Consider the following 21784-nt stretch of genomic DNA (forward strand, 5'->3'; position numbering starts at 1 on the left):
CCCTCTCAAGAAATCAGTTTTTCCAGATCATCGAGGGATAGACGTTTGAGGGCCTCCAGGGATTTAGCCAATTCATCCTGAACGGGCGACATTTCGACGCGCAAGGCCTCGATTCGCGCGCAGAACGCCTTGAGGGTATCGGTTTCGAACAACTCCTTGAGCGGCACCTTGTCGCCCAGACGCTCCTTGATCCGCGTTACCACCAGCGTCGCCAGCAACGAGTGCCCGCCGAGCTGGAAGAAGTTGTCCGCGAGACCCACTTGCTCAATCTCCAGCACCTCCTGCCAGATCGTCGCCACCTCCCACTGCAAATCGCTTTGCGGCGCCTGATAGTGTTGCTGCGTCGGGCCGTCGCCCAAGGCCATCAGCGCCTTGCGATCGAGCTTGCCGTTGGGGGTCAGCGGGATGGCGTCGATCAGGTGCAAGTGGCCCGGCACCATGTGCGCCGGCAAGCGACTGGCCAGCGCATTGCGCAAACGTTCCGCCAACGACGCCGGATCGGTCACCGCCTGCGCTGCCACCGCGTAAGCGTGCAGGTGTTTGCCGGCGGCACCGTCCTGAGCGAGCACCACGGCTTCACGGATCTCGTCCTGCTCCAGCAGTCGCGCTTCGATTTCGCTGAGTTCGATACGGAACCCGCGAATCTTCACCTGATGGTCAGCCCGGCCGATGTACTCGATGTTGCCGTCACTGCCCTGGCGCACCAGGTCGCCGGTACGGTACAGGCGTTCGCCGTTGCTGGCGTACGGGTTCGGCACAAAGCGTTCGGCGGTCAGTGCCGCGCGCATCAGATAACCCCGGGTGACACCGGCACCGCCCAGATACAGCTCGGCGGGTACGCCGCTCGGCAGCACTTGCAACTGGCTGTCGAGCAGATAGGCCACGGTGTTCGGCAACGGCCGGCCGATGTTCGCCTGCCCCTGCGGCGTGCGCAGAGTGAAGGTCGAATAGGTGGTGTCTTCCGACGGCCCGTAGAGGTCGTAGACCTGCTGCACCGACGTGCTCGCGTACAACGTGTCGACCAGGCTCTGTTTGAGCGGTTCGCCGGCCAGATTGATGGTCGCCACCGAATGCGGAATCTGCCCGGCACGTTGCAGAGCAGCAATCGCCGACGGCACCGTGTTGATCAGCGTGACCTGTTCGCGGGCCGGCAAATCGGCCAGTGCCAGTGCATTGTCCGCCAGCACCAGGCACCCACCGCAAGCCAGGGTGACGAAGATCTCCCAGACCGACAGGTCGAAGCAGATCGACGTCGAGGCCAGCACGCCGTGCAGCTGTTCTGCGCGATAGACCCCGGCCGACCACTGAATCAGCGCCGACAGGTTGCCATGGGTGATCGCCACGCCTTTCGGTTTGCCGGTCGAGCCGGAAGTGTAGATGACGTACGCCAGATTTTGCGCAGTGACATTCACCACCGGTGCCGTTGTCGGGAACGCGCGCAACGCGCCCTCTTCCACCAACAGCACCTGTGCGTTCAGCGTCTCGGGCAGCAGCGCCAGAGCGGCCGGCTCGGTGATCAGCACGGCGGCGCGGCTGTCGTCGAGCATGTGCAACAAGCGTTCCTGCGGATAGTCCGGGTCCAGCGGCACATACGCGCCACCGGCCTTGAGAATTGCCAACAGCGCCACGAGCATGTCCGGCGTGCGCCGCATGCACACCCCGACCCGCACCTCTGGCCCGACGCCCAGCGTTTGCAGTTTGTGCGCCAGGCGATTGGCCCGAGCATCGAGGCTTTGATAATCGATCCGTTGCTCGGCGAACAACACCGCGTCTGCTTGCGGCTGACGCTGCACCTGCGCGGCGATGTGCTCCAGCACCGTGCGCGCGTCCGTGGCCGTGACGTCGGCCTTGCCCCACGCGATCGCCTGTTGACGCTGCGGTTCGGCGAGCAATTGCAACCCACCCAGCGGCTGTGAGGCGTCGGCGAGGAACTGCGTCAGCAGGCTTTGCAGTTGCGCGCTCAAACCGCTGATTGCCGTTGCATCGAAACTGGCCCGGTCGTAACTGATCCCCAGGCTCAGCTCGCGCCCGGTGACCGCCACCAGCGTCAGCGGGTAGTTGGTCTGTTCCTGACGACGAATCGCCGAGAACGTCAGACCCGTGGCCGGGCCCTGGTGCAGCGCTTCGGCCATCGGGTAGTTTTCGAATACCAGAATGCTGTCGAACAACGCGCCGTTGCCCGCACCCGCCCAACGCTGAATGTTGTAGAGCGGCGTGTGTTCGTGCTCGCGCAGGGCCAGATTGACGTCTTGCACCTGTTGCAGCCACTGACTGACGACGATCTCGGCGGACGGCGCCGCGACCACCGGCAAGGTGTTGATGAACAGGCCGATCTGCTGCTCGACGCCCGGCAAGTCGGTCGGACGCCCGGCAACCGTGGCGCCGAAGGCCACGTGGTCCTGACCGGTGTACCGCTGCAACAGCACCAGCCACGCCGCTTGCACCAAGGTGTTGAGGGTGACTTTCTGCTCGCGGGCAAAACGGTTCAGATCCGTCGTCAACGTCTCGCTGAATACGTGCTCGTGATCGGCGTAACCGCTGGCCTCTGACTTCGCGCCCGACAAGGCACTGACCAGACGCGTCGGTTCTTCGAGATCAGCGAGCGCGCCAGTCCAGAAGTCACGACTGGCCTGCTGATCACGCTGGCCCAGCCATTCGATGTAATCACGATAACGCCCCTGCCCGACCGCCGGGGTCATGCCGGCATAACGTTGCAGCACTTCGCCGAACAACTGCGACGTGCTCCAGCCGTCCATGAGGATGTGGTGGCAGGTGTAGATCAGGTGATGCGTCGCCTCATCCGTGTGCACCAGGCTCACCCGCAACAGCGGCGCGCCGGTCAGGTCGAATCCGCTGGCGAGGTCGTCGCCGGCGAGTTGATCCAGCGCTGTGCCGAGGTCAGCACGACCACGCCAGTCCTGCACGCGCCATGGCATCTGCGCACTCTGACGCACCACTTGCACCGCAGCGGCGGCATCCTGTGGCCAGACGAATGCCGTGCGCAGGATCTCGTGGGCATCAACGGTTTGCTGCCAGGCCTGACGGAAACGCTCGGCGTCGAGATGTTGCACATCGACGCGCAGTTGGTTGGTGTACGCCGGACTGTCCGGATCGTTGACGCTGTGGAACAGAATGCCTTGCTGCATCGGTGACAGCGGATAGAGATCGACGATGTCGCGGGCCGGGATCGGCAGCGCCGAGAGTTGTGCCTGGGTCAGTGTCGCCAGACTGAAGTCCGACGGCGTCACAGCCGCCTCGCCACTGTCGCAGCAATGCTCGATCAAACGCTCAAGCTCGCGACGATAGGCCTCGGCCAGCGCCTCGACGGTTTCTGCGCGATACATGCCGGTGCCGAAGGTCCAGGTCAATTCCAGCTCACCGCCGTAGACCTGACCGTCAACGCTCAACCAGTTACCCAACGGCGCCGCCGCGTCCTGGTTGGCGCCGGTGCTTTCACCACTCGGCACGAACAGCGCGCCGGCGTCAGCGTTGAACGCGCCGTCGAACTGGCCGAGATAGTTGAAGGTCACGCGCGGCTGCGGCAATGCCTGCAACTCGGCGGATCGGCTCAGGTAACGCAGCACACCAAATCCGATGCCTTTGCCCGGCACCGCACGCAGTTGCTCCTTGATTGCGCAGAGGGACGCACCCGGCAGCGCCTCAGGCGTCAGACGCACCGGGAACAGGCTGCTGAACCAGCCCACGGTGCGGCTCAGATCGATGTCGTCGAACAGGTCCTCACGGCCGTGACCTTCGAGCTGGATCAATACCGAAGGCTGTTCGCTCCAGTCACACAACACCCGCGCCAGAGCCGTCAGCAGCAGGTCGTTGATCTGCGTGCGATACGCCGCCGGCGCCACTTTGAGCAGCTTGTGGGTCAGCGCCTGATTCAAACGCGAACTGGCGCGGGCCGCCTGTTCGCGGGTCTGGGTGTCCTGCGGGAAGTCGCGTGGCAATTGCGCGTCGCCCGCCTCCAGGGTTTGCCGCCAGTAGGTGCTTTCAGCGACCAGCGCTGCGCTTTGCCCGTAACGGTGCAGTTGCTCGGCCCAGCTGTGCAGCGAGCTGCTTTTGTCCGGCAAGACCAGCGACGTACCCGCCGCCAGCGCGGTGTAAGCGTGCTGCAGATCTTCCAGCAGAATGCGCCACGACACCCCGTCGACCACCAGGTGATGAATGACCAGCAACAGACGTTGCTCAGCGTTCGGCAGGCTCACCAGCAGCGCCCGCACCAGGCGCCCTTGTTGCAGATCGAGACTGCGCTGGGCTGCATCGGCGAGCGCCGGCAAAGCGTCCAGACTGTCCAGCTCACGCACCCACAACAGCTCTGGATCACGCTGGGTCTGCGGCATTGCCTGCCACACGTCGCCAGACGCCTGGAAATTCAGGGCCAGCGCTTCGTGCTGTTCGATCAGCGCCGCCAGCGCTGCCCGCAGATGCGCCGCGTCGAGCGGCGTGGTCGGCTGCAACATCACCGACTGGTTCCAGTGCTGACGCTGGGCAATCGCGGTTTCGAAGAACCGTGCCTGAATCGGCAACAATGGCAACGGTCCGCGAGCCGCCGGTACCGCAGCGGCGACGGGTTTGGCTTCGATCAGCTTGGCCACCGCAGCCAGTTGGCCGACGGTCTGTTTTTCGAACAGTTGCTTGGGGCTCAGCTTGATGCCCTGGCGTTTGGCCCGAGCGATGATTTGCAGGCTGAGGATCGAGTCGCCGCCCAGTTCAAAGAAGTTATCGGTGCTGCCCACACGCTCAAGCTTGAGCACCTCGGCCCAGATCGCCGCGAGTTTTTCTTCCACTTCACCCACTGGCGCAACGAAGTGCTGAGTGACCACGCCCGGCACCGGCAAGGCACGCTTGTCGAGCTTGCCGTTGGCCGTCAGCGGTAATGTTTCCAGTAGCACAATCTGCGCCGGCACCATGTAGTCGGGCAGGCACGCCTGCAATTGCTCACGCAGCGCCTGCGCCTGCAATGTCCGACCTGCCACTGGCACACACCACGCCACCAGTTGCAGACGCGTCGGGTCGTCATCCAGCGCCAGCGCCAGCACCGCCGCTTCGCTGACACCCTCAAGGCCCAGCAGCACCCGCGCGACTTCCGCCGGTTCCACGCGATAACCGCGCACCTTGACCTGATCGTCGGCGCGACCGATGAACTCCACCGTTTGCTGACGATTGCGGCGTACGCGGTCACCGCTGCGATACACCCGCGCACCCGGCGCGCCGAATGGATCCGGAAGGAAGCGCTCGGCGGTCAGCCCTGGCTGGTTCAGATAGCCCAGCGCCACGCTGTCACCACCGATGTACAACTCGCCAGCCACCTGGTCGGCGACGTTGTTCAGCACATCGTCGAGCACGTAAACGTGAGCGCCGGCCAGCGCGCTACCGACCGGTACGCTACGCGTGAGCGTCAGATCACCGACTTCATGGGCCAACACGCCCACCGTGGTTTCACTCGGCCCATAGTGGTTGATGAAGCGACAGCCTGGTTTGAGCTGACGCACGCGCTCGACCAGGGCCAGCGAGCACGCCTCACCGCCGACGACCAGCGCGTGTTCTGGCAGCACGTCGGCCGGCCGCGCGGCCTGTAACAGCGCCGCCAGATGGCCCGGGACGATTTTCAGCATGCCCACTTGATGCGTGGCCATGTACTCGGCAAACCGGTCAGGATCGAAGCCCAGCTCTTCCGGCAAGACATGCAGCAGTCGCCCGGAACACAGCGCGCCGAACAGCACGGTAAAACCAAGGTCTGCGGCGATGGTCGAGACCAGCGCCATGCTGGCGTCCGCTGTCGGCGCCAGTCGCTCCAGCACACCGCGCACATAACTGCCCAGCGCGCCGTGGCTGACCAGTACGCCTTTCGGTTGCCCGGTGGAACCGGAGGTGTGAATCACATACGCCGGTGATTGCTCGCACAGCGTCACGGCTGGGCCAGTGTCCGGCATTGACTGCCACTGCTGCGGTGCAAACGCGATGCCCTGACAACCGTCGACCGCCAGCCCGGATACACGCGCATCGCCTTCGGCGCACAACAGAACCCGTGCTTTCGCAGCACCGAGCATCTGCTGCAAACGTGCGTCCGGGGCCTTGACGTCCAGCGGCATGTACACCGCGCCAGCCTTGAAGATCGCCAACACCGAAGTCAGCCAGTCCAGCGAACGCTCCATCAGCACCGCCACCGGCTGGCCGGCGCGCACGCCTTGGGCGCGCAAATGTTGAGCCAGACGATTGGCCGCCTGGTCCAGCACCTGATAACTCAAGGCCTGATTCAGGTCGCGCGCGGCCAGTACTTCAGGCTGGCGGGCGACCTCACGATCCCAGTGCTGCAACACCGACAACGCCGGTTCGGCGGGGGCCGGGAGTGGCGCTGGCGAGATTGGTGCAACGCTATGCAGTGGCGCTTGCGGCGCTTTCAACAACGCGCTGAACAGACCGAGCAAGGCCGGTACGAAAGCCTCGACCGTCGCCGCACGATAGAGATCACTGGCATAAGTCATCTGGCCGTGAATCAGCGTGCCGTCATCGGTGATGTCCAGCGCCAGATCGAAGTGCGTGCCGTCCTTGTCCAGCGCATACTCGGCAACGGTCAGCCCTGGCAGGGCCATCGAACGCTGCTTCTGCATGCCGACGTTCTGGTTGAACTTGGCCTGGAACAACGGGTTGTGGCCCAGGGTCCGTTCAGCCACCAGTTCGTCCACCAGTTGCTCGAACGGCAGCTCTTGATGCGCCTGCGCACCGAACGAGGCTTCACGCACCCGCGCCAGCATATCCTCGAAACTGCCGCGTTCATCCACCTCGCATCGCAGCACCTGAGTGTTGACGAAAAAGCCGATCAGCCCTCCGACTTCAGCACGGCCACGGTTGGCATTCGGCACGCCAACACGAATGTCGCGCTGTCCGGCCTGCCGCGACAGGAACAGCGAGAACCCGGCCAGCACCAGCATAAACAGACTGATGCCCTGGCTACGGGCAAAGGCGTTGAGTTGCAGGGACAGCGGCGCACCAAAATCAAAACTCAGGGTCTGGCCTTCGAAGCTTTGCGTCAGCGGTCGGGCAAAGTCCGGCGCCACTTCCAGCAGCGGATGCTCTTCACCCAGTTGCTGGCGCCAGTAATCGAGTTGCCGCTCGCCCTCGCCGGCCTCCAGCCAGCGGCGCTGCCAGATCGCGTAGTCGGCGTATTGCAGCGTCAGCGCTGGCAATTGCGGTTCGCGTTCGAGGCTGAACGCCTGATAGCACTGGACGAATTCCTTGACCATCACGTCCATTGACCAGCCGTCAGAGACGATGTGGTGCATGCTCACCACCAATACAAACTCTTCGTCGGCCAATGCAAACAGACTGGCGCGCAGCAGCGGCCCGTGGCGCAAATCGAATGGTCGTGCGGTGACGGTCTGCACCTGTTGCGCCAATGCTTGCTCGCGCTCTGACAGCGGCAGCCCGGTCAGGTCAATGCGTTGCACGGCCAGAGGTTGCTGATCAAGGATCACCTGATGCGGCTGATCACCGTCAGTCTGGAACACCGTGCGCAGGACTTCATGGCGCGCCACCAGATGATCGAAGGAGCGCTGCAGCGCCGCTTCGTCCAGACGCCCGTTCAGGCGCAGGCCGGCGGCCATGTTGTAGGCGGCGCTTTGCGGTTCGAGTTGCCAGAGAAACAGCAGGCGCTGCTGGGCGAACGACAACGGAATCGGCGCGACATCGTGACGACTGACCGGCAGCGGCAACAGGCTGAAGTCCTTGCCGTCTTCGCGCAGCTTGGCCAGAAACAGCCGACGCTGTTCCAGCGGCAAGCCGACGAACCTCTTCGCGATACGTTCCGCCATGGTGCCGCTCATACTTCTTCTCCTTCCAAAGCATTCATGAACTGATCCATGTCGGACCAGTCGTCGTTCGTTGCACCGTCAGCCAGTTGCGCCAGCACGGCGGCCAGATCAGCCAGCAGCGGTTTCTCGAACAGGTTGCGCAGCGGCAGCACCACGCCCTGCTGACTTTTCACCCGGGCGATCACTTGCGCGGCCAACAGCGAGTGGCCGCCCAATTCAAAAAAGTGATCGTCCAGACCGACCTGCGAAACCTGCAGGACATCCGCCCAGATCTGCGCCAGACACCGCTCGGCGTCCGATTGCGGGGCGCGATAATCGCCCTGCAACTGCGCCGGATCCGGCGCTGGCAAGGCCTTGCGATCGAGCTTGCCGCTCGGTGTAAGCGGCAGGTTCGCCAGCAATAGCAGGTGGCCCGGCACCATGTAGTCCGGCAGATTGGCTTGCAGCGCCGCGCGGATTTGCTGACGGAATGCCGCTTGCGTTGCCGCGCTTTGGAGCACGGCCGGATCGGTGACCACGTAGGCCACCAGTTGCAAGCCACCGCTCAGGGGTACCGCCAGCACCACCGCCTCGCGGATGCCGGGGCATTGCTGCAGGCGCGATTCGATTTCGCCCAGCTCGATGCGGAAACCGCGAATCTTCACTTGATGATCGACCCGACCGATGTACTCCACGGCTCCGTCAGGTCGCAGTCGCGCGCGGTCGCCGGTGCGATACAGGCGCTGGCCGTCGGCGAACGGGTCAGCGATAAAGCGCTCGGCGCTGAGGATCGGCTGACGGTGATATCCACGCGCCAGGCCCGGCCCGCCGATGTACAACTCGCCCACCGCGCCTTGCGGCAGCAGATTCAAATCATCGTCCAGCACGTACAGGCGGCGTGCGTCGAGACCGTGGCCGATCGGAATGCCGCGCCACGACACGGCGTCCGCCGTCAGCGCCGTGCAGTCGTGAATGGTCGACACCACCGTGGCTTCGGTCGGCCCATAGGTATTTAGCAGTCGCACATGGCCCAGACCAGCCTGTTGCCACAGGCGCAAACCGTCCACCGCCATCGCTTCGCCGCCGACGTGAATCTGCCGCAGCGCACCGAAACCGCTCGGTGGGTTGGCGGCATATTCCTGCACCAGCCAATACCAATAAGCGGCCGGCAAGTCGGCGAGGGTGATGCCGTGATCGACAATCACTTGATGCAACGCCGCGCTGTCCCACAACCGCGCATCGCGCAGGACGACTGCGGCGCCATGGCACAGCGGCGGGAAAAACTGCTCGACGAAGCCGTCGAAGCTGCTGGTGGCGAATTGCAAAACGCGGTCGCCTTCGCGCAGGTCGCTGTAATCGATGGCGCGGGCGATGAACTCGCTCAACGCGCCGTGACTGACCGCAACGCCTTTCGGGCGGCCGGTCGAGCCTGAGGTGTAGATCACGTAGGCGAGGTTTTGCGCTTCGACCGTTACCGACAGATTGTCGGCGCGATCACTCTCGGCCAGTTGCTCCAGGCACAGGCAATCAACGCCACCCAGTTCTGGCAGGCTGGCGAGGCTTTCGCGATCAGTCAGTAGCAGTTTCAGGCCACTGTCATCGAGCACGTGGCGCAAACGTTCGGCCGGTGTTTGCGGATCCAGCGGCACGTATGCGCCACCGGCCTTGAGCACCGCCAGCAATGCCACTGCCAGCTCCAGCGAACGCCCCAGCGCCACACCGACCAGCACATCAGGGCCGACACCGCGAGCGCGCAACTGATGGGCCAGGCGATTGCTGCGGGTGTTCAACTCGGCGTAGGTGAGTGACGGCGACGGCTCGGTCGCCAGAATCACCGCCGCTGCCTGCGGCGTGCGCGCCACCTGCGCTTCGAACAGGGTCTGCACACTGGCGAAAACCGGTTCTGCCTCGGTGACTTGAATCAGGTGTGCGCGTTCGGTCTCCGCCAGCAGCTCGACTTCACCGACGACCTGCTGCGGATCACGGCACACGGACGCGAGGATGTTGCGCCAATGCCCGGCCATCGCGGCGATGGTCGCGGCATCAAAAATATCGGTGGCATAAGTGAAGGCCGCGAACAATTGCTCGCCCTCCTCGCGGGTGTCGAGCATCAGGTCGCTGGTGGCCGCATGTTGGCGACCACTGCCGGCCAATTGCTCCTCAGTCAAATAGCCCACCTGCAAACCGGACTCAAGTTGCACCTGCTGCAAATCGGTCACCAGCGGCTGGTGGTTGAACATCACCTGGAACAGTGGATTGTGGCTTTGGCTGCGCGCCGGCTGCAAAGCTTCAATCAAGGCGTCGAACGGCAGATCCTGATGAACCTGCGCGCCGAGTGCGGCCTCGCGCAAACGCTGCAACAGATCGGCAAAGCGCGTTTGCGCGGTGACTTCGCTGCGCAGGATCTGCGTGTTGACAAAGAAGCCGATCAGCCCTTCGGTTTCGCTGCGGGTGCGGTTGGCGATCAACCCGCCAACGCGAATGTCAGTCTGGCCGCTGTAGCGGTGCAACAACGTTTTGAACGCGGCCAGCAACACCACAAACAGTGTCACGCCCTGACGTTGCGCAAGATTTTTAAGGTCCTGGCGCAGCGCTGCGTCGATCACCGTTTCCAGACGCGCGCCCTGATGACTGGATTGCGCCGGATAGGCACGATCGGTCGGCAGCTCCAGCACCGGATGCTCGTCGCCCAATTGCGTCCGCCAGTAATCCAGCTGCCGCTCGCGCTCACCGGCCTCCAGCCAACTGCGTTGCCACAGCGCGTAATCGCGGTAGTGCACGGTCAGTGCCGGCAACGACGGCTCGCGCCCCGCCACCAGTGCGTCGTAGGTGCGCATGAACTCATCGATGAGAATGTTCATCGACCAGCCATCGGCGATGATGTGGTGCAGCGTGAGCAGCAATACGTGCTCCTGCTCGGCCAGGCGCAACAGGCGCAGGCTGAACAGCGGGCCGTTCTCGAGATCGAAGGCCTGACCGGCCTCAGCCATCATGTGCTGTTGCGCCAGCGGCCAGCGCTGGGCTTCGGGCACTGCACTGAGATCGGTGATCGCCAGTTTCAACGGCCGCGGTTCAGCGACACGCTGAAACGCGCGCTCACCTTCCTGACCAAAGGTCGTGCGCAAGCACTCGTGCCGCGCGGCCAACTGACTGAACGCCTGCTCCAGCGCCTGCGCTTGCAAGTCTCCCGAAAGACGTACCGCCATCGGCAAGTTGTAAGCAGCGCTGTGCGGGTCCAGTTGCCAGAGAAACCACATCCGCTGCTGGGCATACGAAAGCCCGTCTCGCTCGGCGACACCAACACAGGCAGTCATGGGAAGCTGCGCAAAATCGATGCCCTCACGGGCCATGCCAGCGAGGAACAAACGGCGTTTGTCCTGTGGCAGTTCGATAAAGCGACGGGCTAGTTTCTGGGCGTCTGCGGCATTCATGCATGGGGTCCTTGCTGATCGGCGGCGTGACCAGGAGACCCGGTCGTATCAACAAGAACGAATGACAAACGCAATGATTTAGCGCACTGGCGCAACAGCGGTTCGAGAGTCACGCCAGCAGGCGCACAAATGCCGAAGCCGGCACAAGACCGGCTTCGGCAGTTTTACCATTGCGCGAGGGGATTGCTCAGAGCGGACCCTGTGAATGCCCTTCAGCCATGGCGACAATCACTTTACGCGGACCTTCGAACGGCGAACGCGCATGCGCCGAGAGCATGTTGTCGAGCATCAGCACATCGCCCTCCTGCCAGGGGAAGCTGATCGCGCACTCATCGAGCACCGCGCGAATTTGCGCCAGCACCTCGTCTTCAATCGCCGAGCCATCGCCGTAATAGACGTTACGCGGCAAATCTTCTTCGTCGACGATATCGAGCAGGCTTTCACGCACTTCCGCTTGCAGGTTGGAAATGTGGAACAGGTGCGCCTGATTGAACCAGACGTTGTCACCGGTCACCGGATGGACCGCCACCGCCTGACAGGTCTGACGGGTGCGCAACTCACCGTCGTCCTTCCATTCGCAGACAATGCCGTGGGCCTTGCAGTAGGCCTCGACGACTTCGCGATCTTCAGTGTTGAAGACGTCTTCCCAAGCCACATCCAGACCATTGCCGAAGTTGCGCACATACATCAGCCCTTTGCTGACAAAGCGCTCGCGAATCGCCGCCGGAATCCGCCGATAGACTTCGCGACTGTCGGCAATCGGCGTCTCGCCACCGGACTTCGCGGCGATCATGCTGTAGAACCAGATTTTCATCGGCCAGTCGCGGGAGTAGGCCTGCTCGTTGTGCAGCGGAATGCTCTGGTGCGCCGGGTATTCAGTGGAGGTGTACACGCCTTGCGTCACGTTGGTGCGCGGCGTCGAGCCGAATTCATAGTTCAACAGCGGGTGGCCAAAACTGGCCGCGAACTGACGGAACTGTTCGGCACCGTTCAGACGGAAGCCACGGAACAGCACCCCGCCGTCGCGCAGTAAGTGTTCGTCCACCAGCGCTTTCAATTCATCGAACACCGCCAGCAAGTCGGTGTCCGCATCGGACGCTTCTACCAACAACGGCAAGCGTCCCCGTTGCGGCAGCAGTGGCCGAACGGAAAATCCCACAGCAACAGCCATGACTGGCCTCCTGTAATCACTCGATAGGTGAACCGCGCTAAAAGGCCGGCGCTGCGGCCTGCGCGTGACGGCGGTGATGGACTTCAAGATGGGTCTTGATCGTGCGGATGACCCGGGCTTCATGCTCATGAATGAAGAAATGCCCACCGGTCATCATGTCCACGGAAAAACTGCCCAGGGTTTCCTTGCTCCAGCCGATCAGTTGCTCGGTGGTCGCGCGGTCTTCCTTGCCGCCCAGCACATGCACCGGGCAATTGAGCAAAGGCCGTTGCGCCGGCGTGAAACGCCCGCACATCATGAAGTCGGCGCGCAGCACCGGCAGGGTCAGGCTCATCAGCTCCTTGTTGGCCAGCACTTCTTCGCTGGTGCCCTGAAAAGTGCGCAATTGATCGATCAATTCCTCATCGCTGCGCGCTTCGGCAAAGCCGCGATCATAGTCACTGCGCATCGTCGGCGCGGCCGTGCCTGAGGCGAACAATGCCACCGGCTCCGGCGCACCGAGTTCACGAAAGGCATGTGCCAGCTCGCACGCCAGCAGCGCACCGAGGCTGTGCCCGAACAGCGCATATGGCGCCTGCAAGCCGGGCTTGTGCTCGCGGGCCAACTGCCGGGCCAGCGCACGCATGTCGATTTGCAGGGGTTCGTCGAAACGGGCACCGCGCCCGGGCAGCTCCACCGGTTGCAGGTGCAGCCACGACGGCAGTTGGCGCCGCCAGCGGCTATAGACCATGGCGCTGGCGCCCGAATAGGGCAGGCACAGCAGTGTCAGCTTTGTCACCGCGTTTACCTCAATAGGGTTATCTGTAAAAGAGAACGGATGAGGTGACGCGGGAATTAGTCCGGTTGGCCGATCACTTCAGGTGACGGAAACTCTGCACGGCCGATGCGAGGACCACCGCCCCGGCAGCAATCGCCAGCCAAAAGCCGCTGCGTGCGCCGAAGGCGTCGACCAGCGCGCCCGAACCCGCGGCGCCAATGGCAACGCCGATACTCAAACCGGTCACCAGCCAGGTCAGCCCTTCGGTGAGTTTGGCCGGCGGCACAATGCGTTCGACCAGTGCCATCGCGACAATCAAGGTCGGCGCGAAGAACAGACCGGCAATGAACACTGCCAGCGCGAGACCGATAATATTGCTCGCCAGCAGCAGTGGCAGCGTCGTCACTGCCGTCGCTACCCCGCCATACAGAAACAATTGTGGCAACGGCAGTTTCGAGCGCATCGCCCCGAACGCGATCCCGGCCAGACACGAACCGATGGCATATACCGACAGCACAATGCTCGCCGCCGCCGGTTGCCCCTGTTGCTGGGCGAACGCGACGCTAACGACATCGACGACACCGACGATCACGCCCATGGCGATCATCAAGGCCAGCAACCACTGAATGTCCGTCGAACCAATGATCGAGCCGTGGTGCTCGGAGGCGTGCGGATGCACCGACGGCTCGGTGCTGCGCTGAGCGACAAATGCCGTCACGCCGATCGCCAGCGCCAGCAACGCCGCCAGCGGTCCGGCCTCGGGGAACACGGCGACGCACAAACCCACCGACAGCGGCGGACCGACGATAAAGCAGACTTCGTCGAGCACTGACTCCAGCGCATAGGCCGTCTGCAATTGCGGCTGACCGCGATAGATTTCCGTCCAGCGCGCCCGCACCATTGCCGACATGCTCGGCATGCACCCGGCCAGCGCGGCGAAGATAAACAGTGTCCAGTTCGGCGCCTGCAACCGCGTGCACAGCAGCAACATCAATAGCGCCCCTCCGCCGATCAGCGCCGACACCGGGAGAATTTTTCCCTGCCCGAAGCGGTCCACGAGCCGTGAAACCTGCGGCGCGCAAAACGCCGTGGCCAAGGCAAACGTCGCCGCCACCGCCCCAGCCAACGCGTAACCGCCCTTCAATTGCGAGAGCATGGTGATCACGCCGATCCCGGTCATCGAAATCGGCATACGCGCGATCATTCCGGCCAGCACAAAATTGCGTGCACCGGGGGCGTTGAACAATTCACGGTAGGGGTTTGCCATGGGTGCTGCCTCATCAGGGGCCGCCAAGTTGCCATAGGGTCGGGTGGCGTGGAAGCGGGGAATTGTTGGTGGAATGTGAAGGCCTTGCAGATCAAAAGATCGCAGCGTGCCGCAGCTCCTGCTGGAGATCACATTCCATGTAGGAGCTGCGGCACGCTGCGATCTTTTGATCTTCGAGCTGAACTCTCACCGCTCGCCACCAGTCAGCTAAATAAGCCCTCACTCAAGGCGCGACCCTGCATGCACATCTCCCTCGCCCGACAAGTAGCCCTGATCACCGGCGCCAGTTCCGGCATCGGCCACGCGTGTGCCAAAGCCCTCGCCGCAGCCGGCGCGGCGGTGGTCATCAACTACAACCGCCAGGCAGAACCGGCCGAAGCACTGGCCCGGCAGATCATTGCCGACGGCGGCCAGGCGATAGCCATCGGCGCCGACGTCTCGAAGGAAGACGACGTTGAACGACTGTTCGCCGAAACCCTTGACGCCTTCGGCTCACTGGACATTCTGATCGCCAATTCCGGGATGCAAAAAGACGCTGCCGCCGTGGACATGAGCCTCGACGACTGGAACGCGGTGATCGGGGTCAACCTCACCGGGCAATTCCTCTGCGCCCGTGCTGCCCTGCGCATTTTCAATCGCCAAGGCGTTCGTGAAGGCGTGTCGCGCGCGGCCGGCAAGATCATCCACATGAGCTCGGTGCACCAGCGCATTCCCTGGGCCGGGCACGTCAATTACGCCGCGTCCAAGGGCGGCGTCGATCAGTTGATGCAGACCCTCGCCCAGGAAGTCAGTCATCAACGCATTCGCATCAACAGCATCGCGCCCGGAGCGATTCGTACGGCGATCAATCAAGACGCCACCGAAGGCGCTGCCGGCGAAAAGCTGCTGGAGCTGATTCCTTACGGCCGTATCGGCAATGTCGAAGACGTCGCCAACGCGGTGGTCTTTCTCGCCTCGGACGCCTCCGATTACATCGTCGGCACCACCCTGTTCATCGACGGCGGCATGAGCCTCTATCCGGAGTTTCGCGGCAATGGCTGAGCATCACCTGGAACGACAAAGCCCGATCGACGCCCACGGCATCATCGGCGACATGCGCAGTGCGGCACTGATCAACGACCGTGGCAGTGTGGATTTTTTCTGCTGGCCGGAATTCGACAGCCCATCGATTTTCTGTTCGTTGCTGGACACCCCCGACGCGGGAATTTTCCAGTTGGCGCCGGACTTGCCCGATGCACGCCGCGAACAGATTTATCTGCCCGACACCAATGTGCTGCAAACCCGCTGGCTGAGTGAGCGCGCAGTGGTTGAGGTCACCGACTTGCTGCCGGTCGCTGACAACGAAGACGATTTGCCGTTGCTGATGCGCCGGGTGCGCGTGGTCAGCGGTGAAACGACCTTCCACGTGCGTTGCGCGGTGCGCCATGACTATGCGCGCGCCAACACCCGTGCGCGGATGGACCAGCAAGCGGTGATCTTCAGTGCCGATGGCCAGCCATCGATGCGACTGACTTCCGATCAACCGTTGCACATCGAGACCGACGCAGCGGTGGCCTCCTTTACCTTGAAACAGGATCAGACGGCCGCGTTTATGCTTGGCGGCGCAGACGATCCGCGCTTCGAGGAAGGCGCCGCGCAGTTGTGCATGGAGCGCACCCTGAAGTTCTGGCGCGACTGGCTCGGCCAGTCGATCTATCGCGGGCGCTGGCGCGAAATGGTCAACCGTTCGGCCCTCGCGCTCAAGCTGCTGACCTCGCGCAAACACGGCGCGATTCTCGCCGCCGCCACCTTCGGTCTCCCGGAAACACCCGGCGGCGAACGTAACTGGGACTACCGTTACACGTGGATCCGCGACGCCTCGTTCACGGTGTACGCGTTCATGCGCCTGGGCTTTGTCGGCGAAGCCAATGCCTACATGGGCTGGCTGCGCGGGCGAGTCAGCGATTGCCACGGGCAACCGATGAAACTGAATATTTTGTACGCCATCGACGGGCAACAGGAATTGCCGGAAACCGAACTTGATCACCTGTCGGGGCACGGCGGCGCGAAACCGGTACGCATCGGCAATGGCGCCTACGATCAGATCCAGCTCGACATCTTCGGCGAGCTGATGGACGCGGTGTATCTGGTCAACAAATATGGCGACGCGATTTCCCACGAGGGCTGGCAACACGTGCGAGAAGTGGTCGATCAAGTCTGTGAGACCTGGCAGACCACGGACGTAGGCATTTGGGAAATGCGCGGTGAGCAACATCATTTTCTACACTCTCGATTGATGTGCTGGGTAGCGCTGGACCGGGCCATTCGTCTGGCCTCGAAACGCTCGCTGCCGGCGCCATTCGCGCAGTGGGACCAGACCCGGCAGGCGATCTACGCCGACATCTGGGACAACTTCTGGAATGAAGAGCGCGGGCATTTCGTTCAGTACAAGGGCGGCACGGCGCTCGATGGTTCGATGCTGTTGATGCCGCTGGTGCGTTTCGTCAGCGCCAAGGATCCGCGCTGGCTCTCAACCCTTGAAGCCATCGAAAAACATCTGGTGCGCGATGGCATGGTTTACCGCTATCGCAATGACGACAGCAATATCGATGGTCTGGCCGGCACCGAAGGCGCGTTCGCCGCGTGCTCGTTCTGGTACGTCGAATGCCTGGCTCGCGCCGGTCAGGTGGAAAAAGCCCATCTGGAGTTTGAACAGCTGCTGCGTTATGCCAATCCGCTCGGACTCTACGCCGAAGAGTTCGACGCCCATGGCCGGCACTTGGGCAATACCCCACAGGCATTGACGCATCTGGCGTTGATCAGCGCGGCGAGTTTTCTGGATCGGCGTTTGAGCGGGGAAAAGAGTGAGTGGCAGCCGTAATAGTCACCAAGAGCTGTAGGAAATAGCCCGCACCAACGCCAAAATGTAGGACTGACACCTACATAAAAAGCAGGCTCACTCCCAACCCCTGTGGCGAGGGAGCTTGCTCCCGCTGGGTCGCGAAGCGGCCCCGAAACCTGCCTCCCAATCCCACGGAAGTACCGAATTGCCTGACTTTGCGACTGCTGCGCAGCCGAGCGGGAGCAAGCTCCCTTGACACAGTTTGAACACACCTGCGGACTACAGCGGCTCAACATCCCCCACTTCATTCCTCCCCCGCAACTTGCACTTACACCCGGAAATACCCTGTTGCCAGCTGTTACATCCACCCCTACCATCCACCGCAACGGGCACAGCGGAGCTGTCCAATAAAACCCGAATTCAAGGAACCAGAATGTCTCAGCACGTCCAGCGCACCATCGACACGCCGCTTCGCAGCGGCCTGACCCGCACCCAACTCTGGGAAGCCGCGGACAAAGGCCTGATCAAGTGCTGGGAAGTCGGCCGACAGCGCGCCGCACGCTTTCCCCACATAGCCCAACAATGCCTCGACGGCGAATTGCCGGTGCTCGGCTGGAAAGGCGGGGTGAGCCGCAGCCTGAAGAAAAACGAAAAATATGGCTCGCTGAAATATCTGGCGCAGTGGCAAGGCTTGCGCGGCGAGGATCTGAATATTGATTTGAGTGAAGAGCGTTCGCTGACGTGCTCGCGGACGAAGATGGTGGTGACGTTTACCCCAGACCGGACGAAGTACTTTAATCAGATGGCGGAAGCCGAGGCTTAGCCGTGCGGAAGTCCGGTCGGTAGCAATCCGGGTACAGCGCGCAGACGCCGTACTGGGCATCCAGATCGGCCATGTGCTGGTAAAACTGCTCAATTTCCCAAAACGTCTCATCCGCGACGATCATCAGGTAGAAGTAACTGAGCTGATGATCATTGGGCAGCACCAGCGCAAATTCCGGCAGCGCGTCCATCCTCGGCGCATTGGCCAGAGCCGTGAGCATAGGCGTCGGCGCCTGGGACAATTGCTCGAAGTACTTCTCTTTATAAGCCGCCAGACCAATGGCCTCGCCCTTGGCCCTGGCATCGATCAGTTGCGCGAGGTTTGCGCGTCGCTGCGCCCAGTACGCGGCTGGCAGGTCGACATTCATTTGTTTCTTATGGCTGGCCACGGCCTCATCAGCAGAGACTTGGCGCTTGGGTTCGCCCGGCTCGGCGGCGGCGCGTGCGTCGAGTTCCTTGAACGACAGCATGATTGTCGACTTGGCAAACATGCGCTCCATCAGTTCACGGCGTTGCGGGGTGTCCGGCAGTGACGGTGGCGGCGAAGCGCAACCGGCCAGCATCCCGACGAATACCAGCAGAGCAAGCAGCGATTTGAGTGACATGCATCGTCCTTGAAGTCGGTCGACAGAATAAGCTGCGCAGTCTATCTGAACCCGAAGAATCCCAGCCGCAAATGCTCAAGGCATCACCGGATCTGCTGCGGCGCTGACTGAAAACCGCTCTCGATAAGCCTGAGGCGTCACGCCAATCGCCCGTAAAAAGCTACGGCGCAGTGTCTCTTCACTTCCAAATCCGCAATTGGCCGCGATCCGTTTCACCGGCAGGCCAGTGTCACTGAGCAAGCGCCGCGCCGTTTCAACACGGATCAACTCGATCGCGCGCGCCGGGGTCTGGCCGGTATCGGCGCGGTAATGGCGGACGAAGCTGCGTTCGCTCATACCCGCCTGCTCGGCAAGGGTCGGGATGCCGAGGTCACAGGTCAGGTTCTCGGCGATCCACGCGTGCAGTTCATCAAAACGATTGCCCTGATTCTGCAACGACAAGGTCACGCTGAATTGCGATTGCCCGCCCGGGCGCTTTAGGAACACCACCAGATGGCGGGCGACGTCCAGAGCGATGTCGCTACCCAGATCCTCTTCGACCATCGCCAATGCCAAGTCGATGCCGGCGGTAACACCCGCCGAAGTCCACACCGGGCCGTCATTAATGAAAATCGGATTGGCCTCAACGTGCAGTTTCGGGTGTTGCTGCGCCAGTTGTTCGCAGCGGGTCCAGTGGGTGACCACGCGTCGGCCGTCGAGCCAGCCACTCGCGGCCAACAGAAACGCGCCGGTGCAGACCGAGGCCACGCGTCGACATTTAGCGGCGTGTTCGCGCACCCAATCAACCAAAAGCATATCTTCAGCCGCCGGATAAATGCCCCAGCCACCGGCGATGATAAGCGTGTCGCTGGTCGCGTCCGGTAAAGGCTCGGCCAACACCGCCAAACCCGCCGACGACATCACCGCCCCGCCGCCGCTGGCGATCACGCTCGGCGCATAGGGAATCGGCATCCCGCGCTGGCGGGCGAGGTCGTTGGCCGAAGCAAACACCTGCAATGGCCCGGTGACATCTAGGATCTGCATATTGGCAAACGCGAGTACGTGGATGGCTTTGGGCATTTGGCGTAATTCGTGGGGTTATTGGCGTATGCGCCAGAACCTACGCGCCTACAGTGAAGCCGTCCACCTCTTTTCATGGAGTAAGAACGATGACGTTGCAGATCGGTTTTCTGTTGTTTCCGCAGGTTCAGCAACTCGACCTGACCGGGCCTTATGACGTGCTCGCCTCGTTGCCGGACGTGCAGGTGCATCTGATCTGGAAAGATCTGATGCCGGTCACCGCCAGCACCGGTCTGCTGCTGAAACCGACCACCACGTTCGAGGATTGCCCGGATCTGGATGTGATCTGTGTGCCCGGTGGCGGCGGTGTCGGGCCATTGATGGAAGACGCGCAGACGCTGGATTTCATCAAACGCCAGGCCCTTCAGGCGAAGTATGTGACATCGGTGTGCACCGGTTCGCTGGTGCTTGGCGCGGCGGGTCTGCTGCAAGGCAAACGCGCGACCACGCATTGGGCGTATCACGATCTGCTGCCGACGCTGGGGGCGATTGCCGTGAAGGATCGGGTGGTGCGTGACGGCAATCTGTTTACCGGCGGCGGGATCACAGCAGGGATCGATTTTGCCTTGGTGCTGGCTGAAGAGCTGGTGGGTGCTGACGCGGCGCAACTGATCCAGTTGCAGTTGGAATATGCCCCGGCGCCGCCGTTCAATTCCGGCAGCCCGGAGACTGCGCCGGGTGCGATTGTCGCTGAGGCACGTCTGCGGGCGGCGCCATCGCTGAAGCTGCGCACGGAAATTACCGAGCGCGCGGCAGCGAAACTCAACTTGCACTGATCCCCAGCCATCCACAAAACCCTGTGAGAGCTGGCTTGCCAGCGATAGCGGTGGACCAGTCGATGAAGATGTCGGCTGAACAGGCCTCATCGCTGGCAAGCCAGCTCCCACAGGTATCTGTGTTGACCACAGTTTTTCCACTACCCCGGTTTACCGCCACACCTTCACTTGTCCCCACGCCCTCGCCCGTGTAGAAAGCCCTTCCACAAATTTGCACAGGGACTTTCGATGAAGGTTTTGCCATGGCTCTATCTGGCGCTTCTCTGCCTCGGTTACGGGTGGGCACTGAGTTTCGGCCATCTCGGCTGGCTGGCGCTGATTTCCATTGGGCTGCTGGTATTCGCAGGCTTTGCCGTGCGCCAACAACAGGTGCCGGTCGCACGTTTTCTCGGCCATGGTCTGTTCATCGTGCTGGCTTTGGCGCTGGCTCTGCACTGGTTACCGGGTTTCGCCAACGGTCGAGCCATCGATCCGCAGCGCTTCACCGACAACGCCGTGCCGTTCTCGATGTACCTGAATCTTGATAAACCGCTGGTTGGCTTCTGGCTATTGCTGGTCTGCCCGTGGATTGTCGCGCGGCGTTCGTTACGTCTGAGCGTGTACGCCACCGCCCTCGCCTTGACGCTCAGTGCGATTCTGGCCCTTGGCGGTGCGCTGTTGCTGGGCGTGATCGCCTGGGCACCGAAGTGGCCGGATCAGGCCTGGCTGTGGGTGTTGAACAACCTGCTGCTGGTGACACTGGTCGAAGAAGCGCTGTTTCGCGGCTATATACAGGGCGGCCTCAGTCAGCGTTTCAAAAATTTTCCCTACGGAGAAAATCTCGCCCTGCTGCTGGCCTCGCTGCTGTTTGGTCTGGTGCATGCCGGTGCAGGCTGGACCTGGGTGTTGCTGGCAGGGCTGGCAGGGGTCGGCTATGGTCTGGCCTACCGTTTTGGCGGACTCGGCGCGGCGATTGCCACGCATTTTGGCCTGAATCTGCTGCATTTCGGCCTGTTCACCTATCCGATGCTCGCTGGCTGAAGCAAGCGCCGTTTTGCGACGCCGTGCTGATTATTGAAAAAAAATTTCAATAAAAAGCTGTCACCGCCGACAACCTTTCAAAGCCTTGCGGATTGAAAAACCATGCGTAATAACCAGCCCATTACACAACGCGAACGGACTTTCCCGGCTCAGCAGCGGTTGATTTCCACAACCGACGCCAAGGGCGTGATCACCTACTGCAACGACGCTTTCGTCGAAATCAGCGGGTTTTCGCGTGATGAACTGATACGTGCGC

At 62.3% G+C, this 21784-nt stretch carries 13 protein-coding genes; 6 read left to right on the plus strand and 7 right to left on the minus strand.

Features of this window, described 5'->3' with window-relative positions; genetic code table 11:
* Positions 1-5: 5 nt before the first annotated feature.
* The 5 genes from ACIF4X_RS11740 to ACIF4X_RS11760 form a co-directional block, all read right to left on the minus strand.
* Positions 6-7832: an amino acid adenylation domain-containing protein gene (locus ACIF4X_RS11740; protein ID WP_397482247.1), complete on the minus strand. Its 7827-nt coding sequence runs from the start codon at positions 7830-7832 to the stop codon at positions 6-8.
* Positions 7829-11230, minus strand: coding sequence for an amino acid adenylation domain-containing protein (locus ACIF4X_RS11745; protein WP_397482248.1), 3402 nt, complete (start codon positions 11228-11230; stop codon positions 7829-7831). The genes ACIF4X_RS11740 and ACIF4X_RS11745 overlap by 4 nt, the downstream gene beginning before the upstream one ends.
* A 187-nt stretch (positions 11231-11417) precedes the next feature.
* Positions 11418-12401, minus strand: coding sequence for a TauD/TfdA family dioxygenase (locus ACIF4X_RS11750; protein ID WP_397482249.1), 984 nt, complete (start codon positions 12399-12401; stop codon positions 11418-11420).
* Positions 12402-12438: 37 nt separating this feature from the next.
* Positions 12439-13179 carry a thioesterase II family protein gene (locus ACIF4X_RS11755; protein ID WP_397482250.1) on the minus strand — a complete coding sequence of 247 codons (741 nt, stop codon included), beginning with the start codon at positions 13177-13179 and terminating at the stop codon, positions 12439-12441.
* A 73-nt stretch (positions 13180-13252) separates the two neighbouring features.
* Positions 13253-14425 (minus strand): MFS transporter, encoded by a 1173-nt coding sequence (locus ACIF4X_RS11760; protein WP_397482251.1) that lies wholly within the window; start codon positions 14423-14425, stop codon positions 13253-13255.
* 240 nt (positions 14426-14665) lie between these two features.
* Between ACIF4X_RS11760 and ACIF4X_RS11765 the strand changes: the two genes are divergently transcribed.
* The 3 genes from ACIF4X_RS11765 to ACIF4X_RS11775 all read left to right on the plus strand — a co-directional run bounded on the left by ACIF4X_RS11765 (position 14666) and on the right by ACIF4X_RS11775 (position 18069).
* Positions 14666-15466: a glucose 1-dehydrogenase gene (locus ACIF4X_RS11765; protein ID WP_397482252.1), complete on the plus strand. Its 801-nt coding sequence runs from the start codon at positions 14666-14668 to the stop codon at positions 15464-15466.
* Positions 15459-17285 carry a glycoside hydrolase family 15 protein gene (locus ACIF4X_RS11770; protein WP_397482253.1) on the plus strand — a complete coding sequence of 609 codons (1827 nt, stop codon included), beginning with the start codon at positions 15459-15461 and terminating at the stop codon, positions 17283-17285. The genes ACIF4X_RS11765 and ACIF4X_RS11770 overlap by 8 nt, the downstream gene beginning before the upstream one ends.
* Positions 17286-17679: 394 nt before the next feature.
* The gene (locus ACIF4X_RS11775) at positions 17680-18069 is read left to right on the plus strand and encodes a hypothetical protein (RefSeq protein WP_397482254.1); all 390 of its coding nucleotides are present in this window, start codon (positions 17680-17682) and stop codon (positions 18067-18069) included.
* Here the strand turns inward: ACIF4X_RS11775 and ACIF4X_RS11780 are convergent.
* Both ACIF4X_RS11780 and ACIF4X_RS11785 read right to left on the minus strand, forming a co-directional pair.
* A complete protein-coding gene (locus tag ACIF4X_RS11780; protein ID WP_397482255.1) occupies positions 18041-18673 on the minus strand; it encodes a hypothetical protein in 633 nt (210 codons plus the stop codon). The genes ACIF4X_RS11775 and ACIF4X_RS11780 overlap by 29 nt on opposite strands.
* A 75-nt stretch (positions 18674-18748) precedes the next feature.
* A complete protein-coding gene (locus tag ACIF4X_RS11785) occupies positions 18749-19732 on the minus strand; it encodes a GlxA family transcriptional regulator (protein WP_397482256.1) in 984 nt (327 codons plus the stop codon).
* Between the two features lie 89 nt (positions 19733-19821).
* Here ACIF4X_RS11785 and inhA point away from each other — a divergent pair, with 89 nt between their 5' ends.
* The 3 genes from inhA to ACIF4X_RS11800 form a co-directional block, all read left to right on the plus strand.
* Positions 19822-20508, plus strand: coding sequence for an isonitrile hydratase (gene inhA / locus ACIF4X_RS11790; RefSeq protein WP_397482257.1), 687 nt, complete (start codon positions 19822-19824; stop codon positions 20506-20508).
* 228 nt (positions 20509-20736) lie between these two features.
* A complete protein-coding gene (locus ACIF4X_RS11795; protein WP_397482258.1) occupies positions 20737-21528 on the plus strand; it encodes a lysostaphin resistance A-like protein in 792 nt (263 codons plus the stop codon).
* A 102-nt stretch (positions 21529-21630) separates the two neighbouring features.
* A partial coding sequence (locus ACIF4X_RS11800; protein ID WP_397482260.1) for a PAS domain-containing protein occupies positions 21631-21784 on the plus strand: 154 nt, incomplete at its 3' end.

It is taken from the genome of Pseudomonas sp. NPDC085632, from assembly GCF_044541255.1.
Classification (GTDB): Bacteria; Pseudomonadota; Gammaproteobacteria; order Pseudomonadales; family Pseudomonadaceae; genus Aquipseudomonas.

Bases quoted from the DNA above. Each gene is read 5' to 3' on its own strand.
- ACIF4X_RS11795 (WP_397482258.1), top strand. From the start codon at position 20,737: ATGAAGGTTTTGCCATGGCTCTATCTGGCGCTTCTCTGCCTCGGTTAC.
- inhA (WP_397482257.1), top strand. From the start codon at position 19,822: ATGACGTTGCAGATCGGTTTTCTGTTGTTTCCGCAGGTTCAGCAACTC.
- ACIF4X_RS11750 (WP_397482249.1), bottom strand. From the start codon at position 12,401: ATGGCTGTTGCTGTGGGATTTTCCGTTCGGCCACTGCTGCCGCAACGG.
- ACIF4X_RS11780 (WP_397482255.1), bottom strand. From the start codon at position 18,673: ATGTCACTCAAATCGCTGCTTGCTCTGCTGGTATTCGTCGGGATGCTG.
- ACIF4X_RS11760 (WP_397482251.1), bottom strand. From the start codon at position 14,425: ATGGCAAACCCCTACCGTGAATTGTTCAACGCCCCCGGTGCACGCAAT.
- ACIF4X_RS11765 (WP_397482252.1), top strand. From the start codon at position 14,666: ATGCACATCTCCCTCGCCCGACAAGTAGCCCTGATCACCGGCGCCAGT.
- ACIF4X_RS11770 (WP_397482253.1), top strand. From the start codon at position 15,459: ATGGCTGAGCATCACCTGGAACGACAAAGCCCGATCGACGCCCACGGC.
- ACIF4X_RS11740 (WP_397482247.1), bottom strand. From the start codon at position 7,832: ATGAGCGGCACCATGGCGGAACGTATCGCGAAGAGGTTCGTCGGCTTG.
- ACIF4X_RS11775 (WP_397482254.1), top strand. From the start codon at position 17,680: ATGTCTCAGCACGTCCAGCGCACCATCGACACGCCGCTTCGCAGCGGC.
- ACIF4X_RS11745 (WP_397482248.1), bottom strand. From the start codon at position 11,230: ATGAATGCCGCAGACGCCCAGAAACTAGCCCGTCGCTTTATCGAACTG.
- ACIF4X_RS11785 (WP_397482256.1), bottom strand. From the start codon at position 19,732: ATGCCCAAAGCCATCCACGTACTCGCGTTTGCCAATATGCAGATCCTA.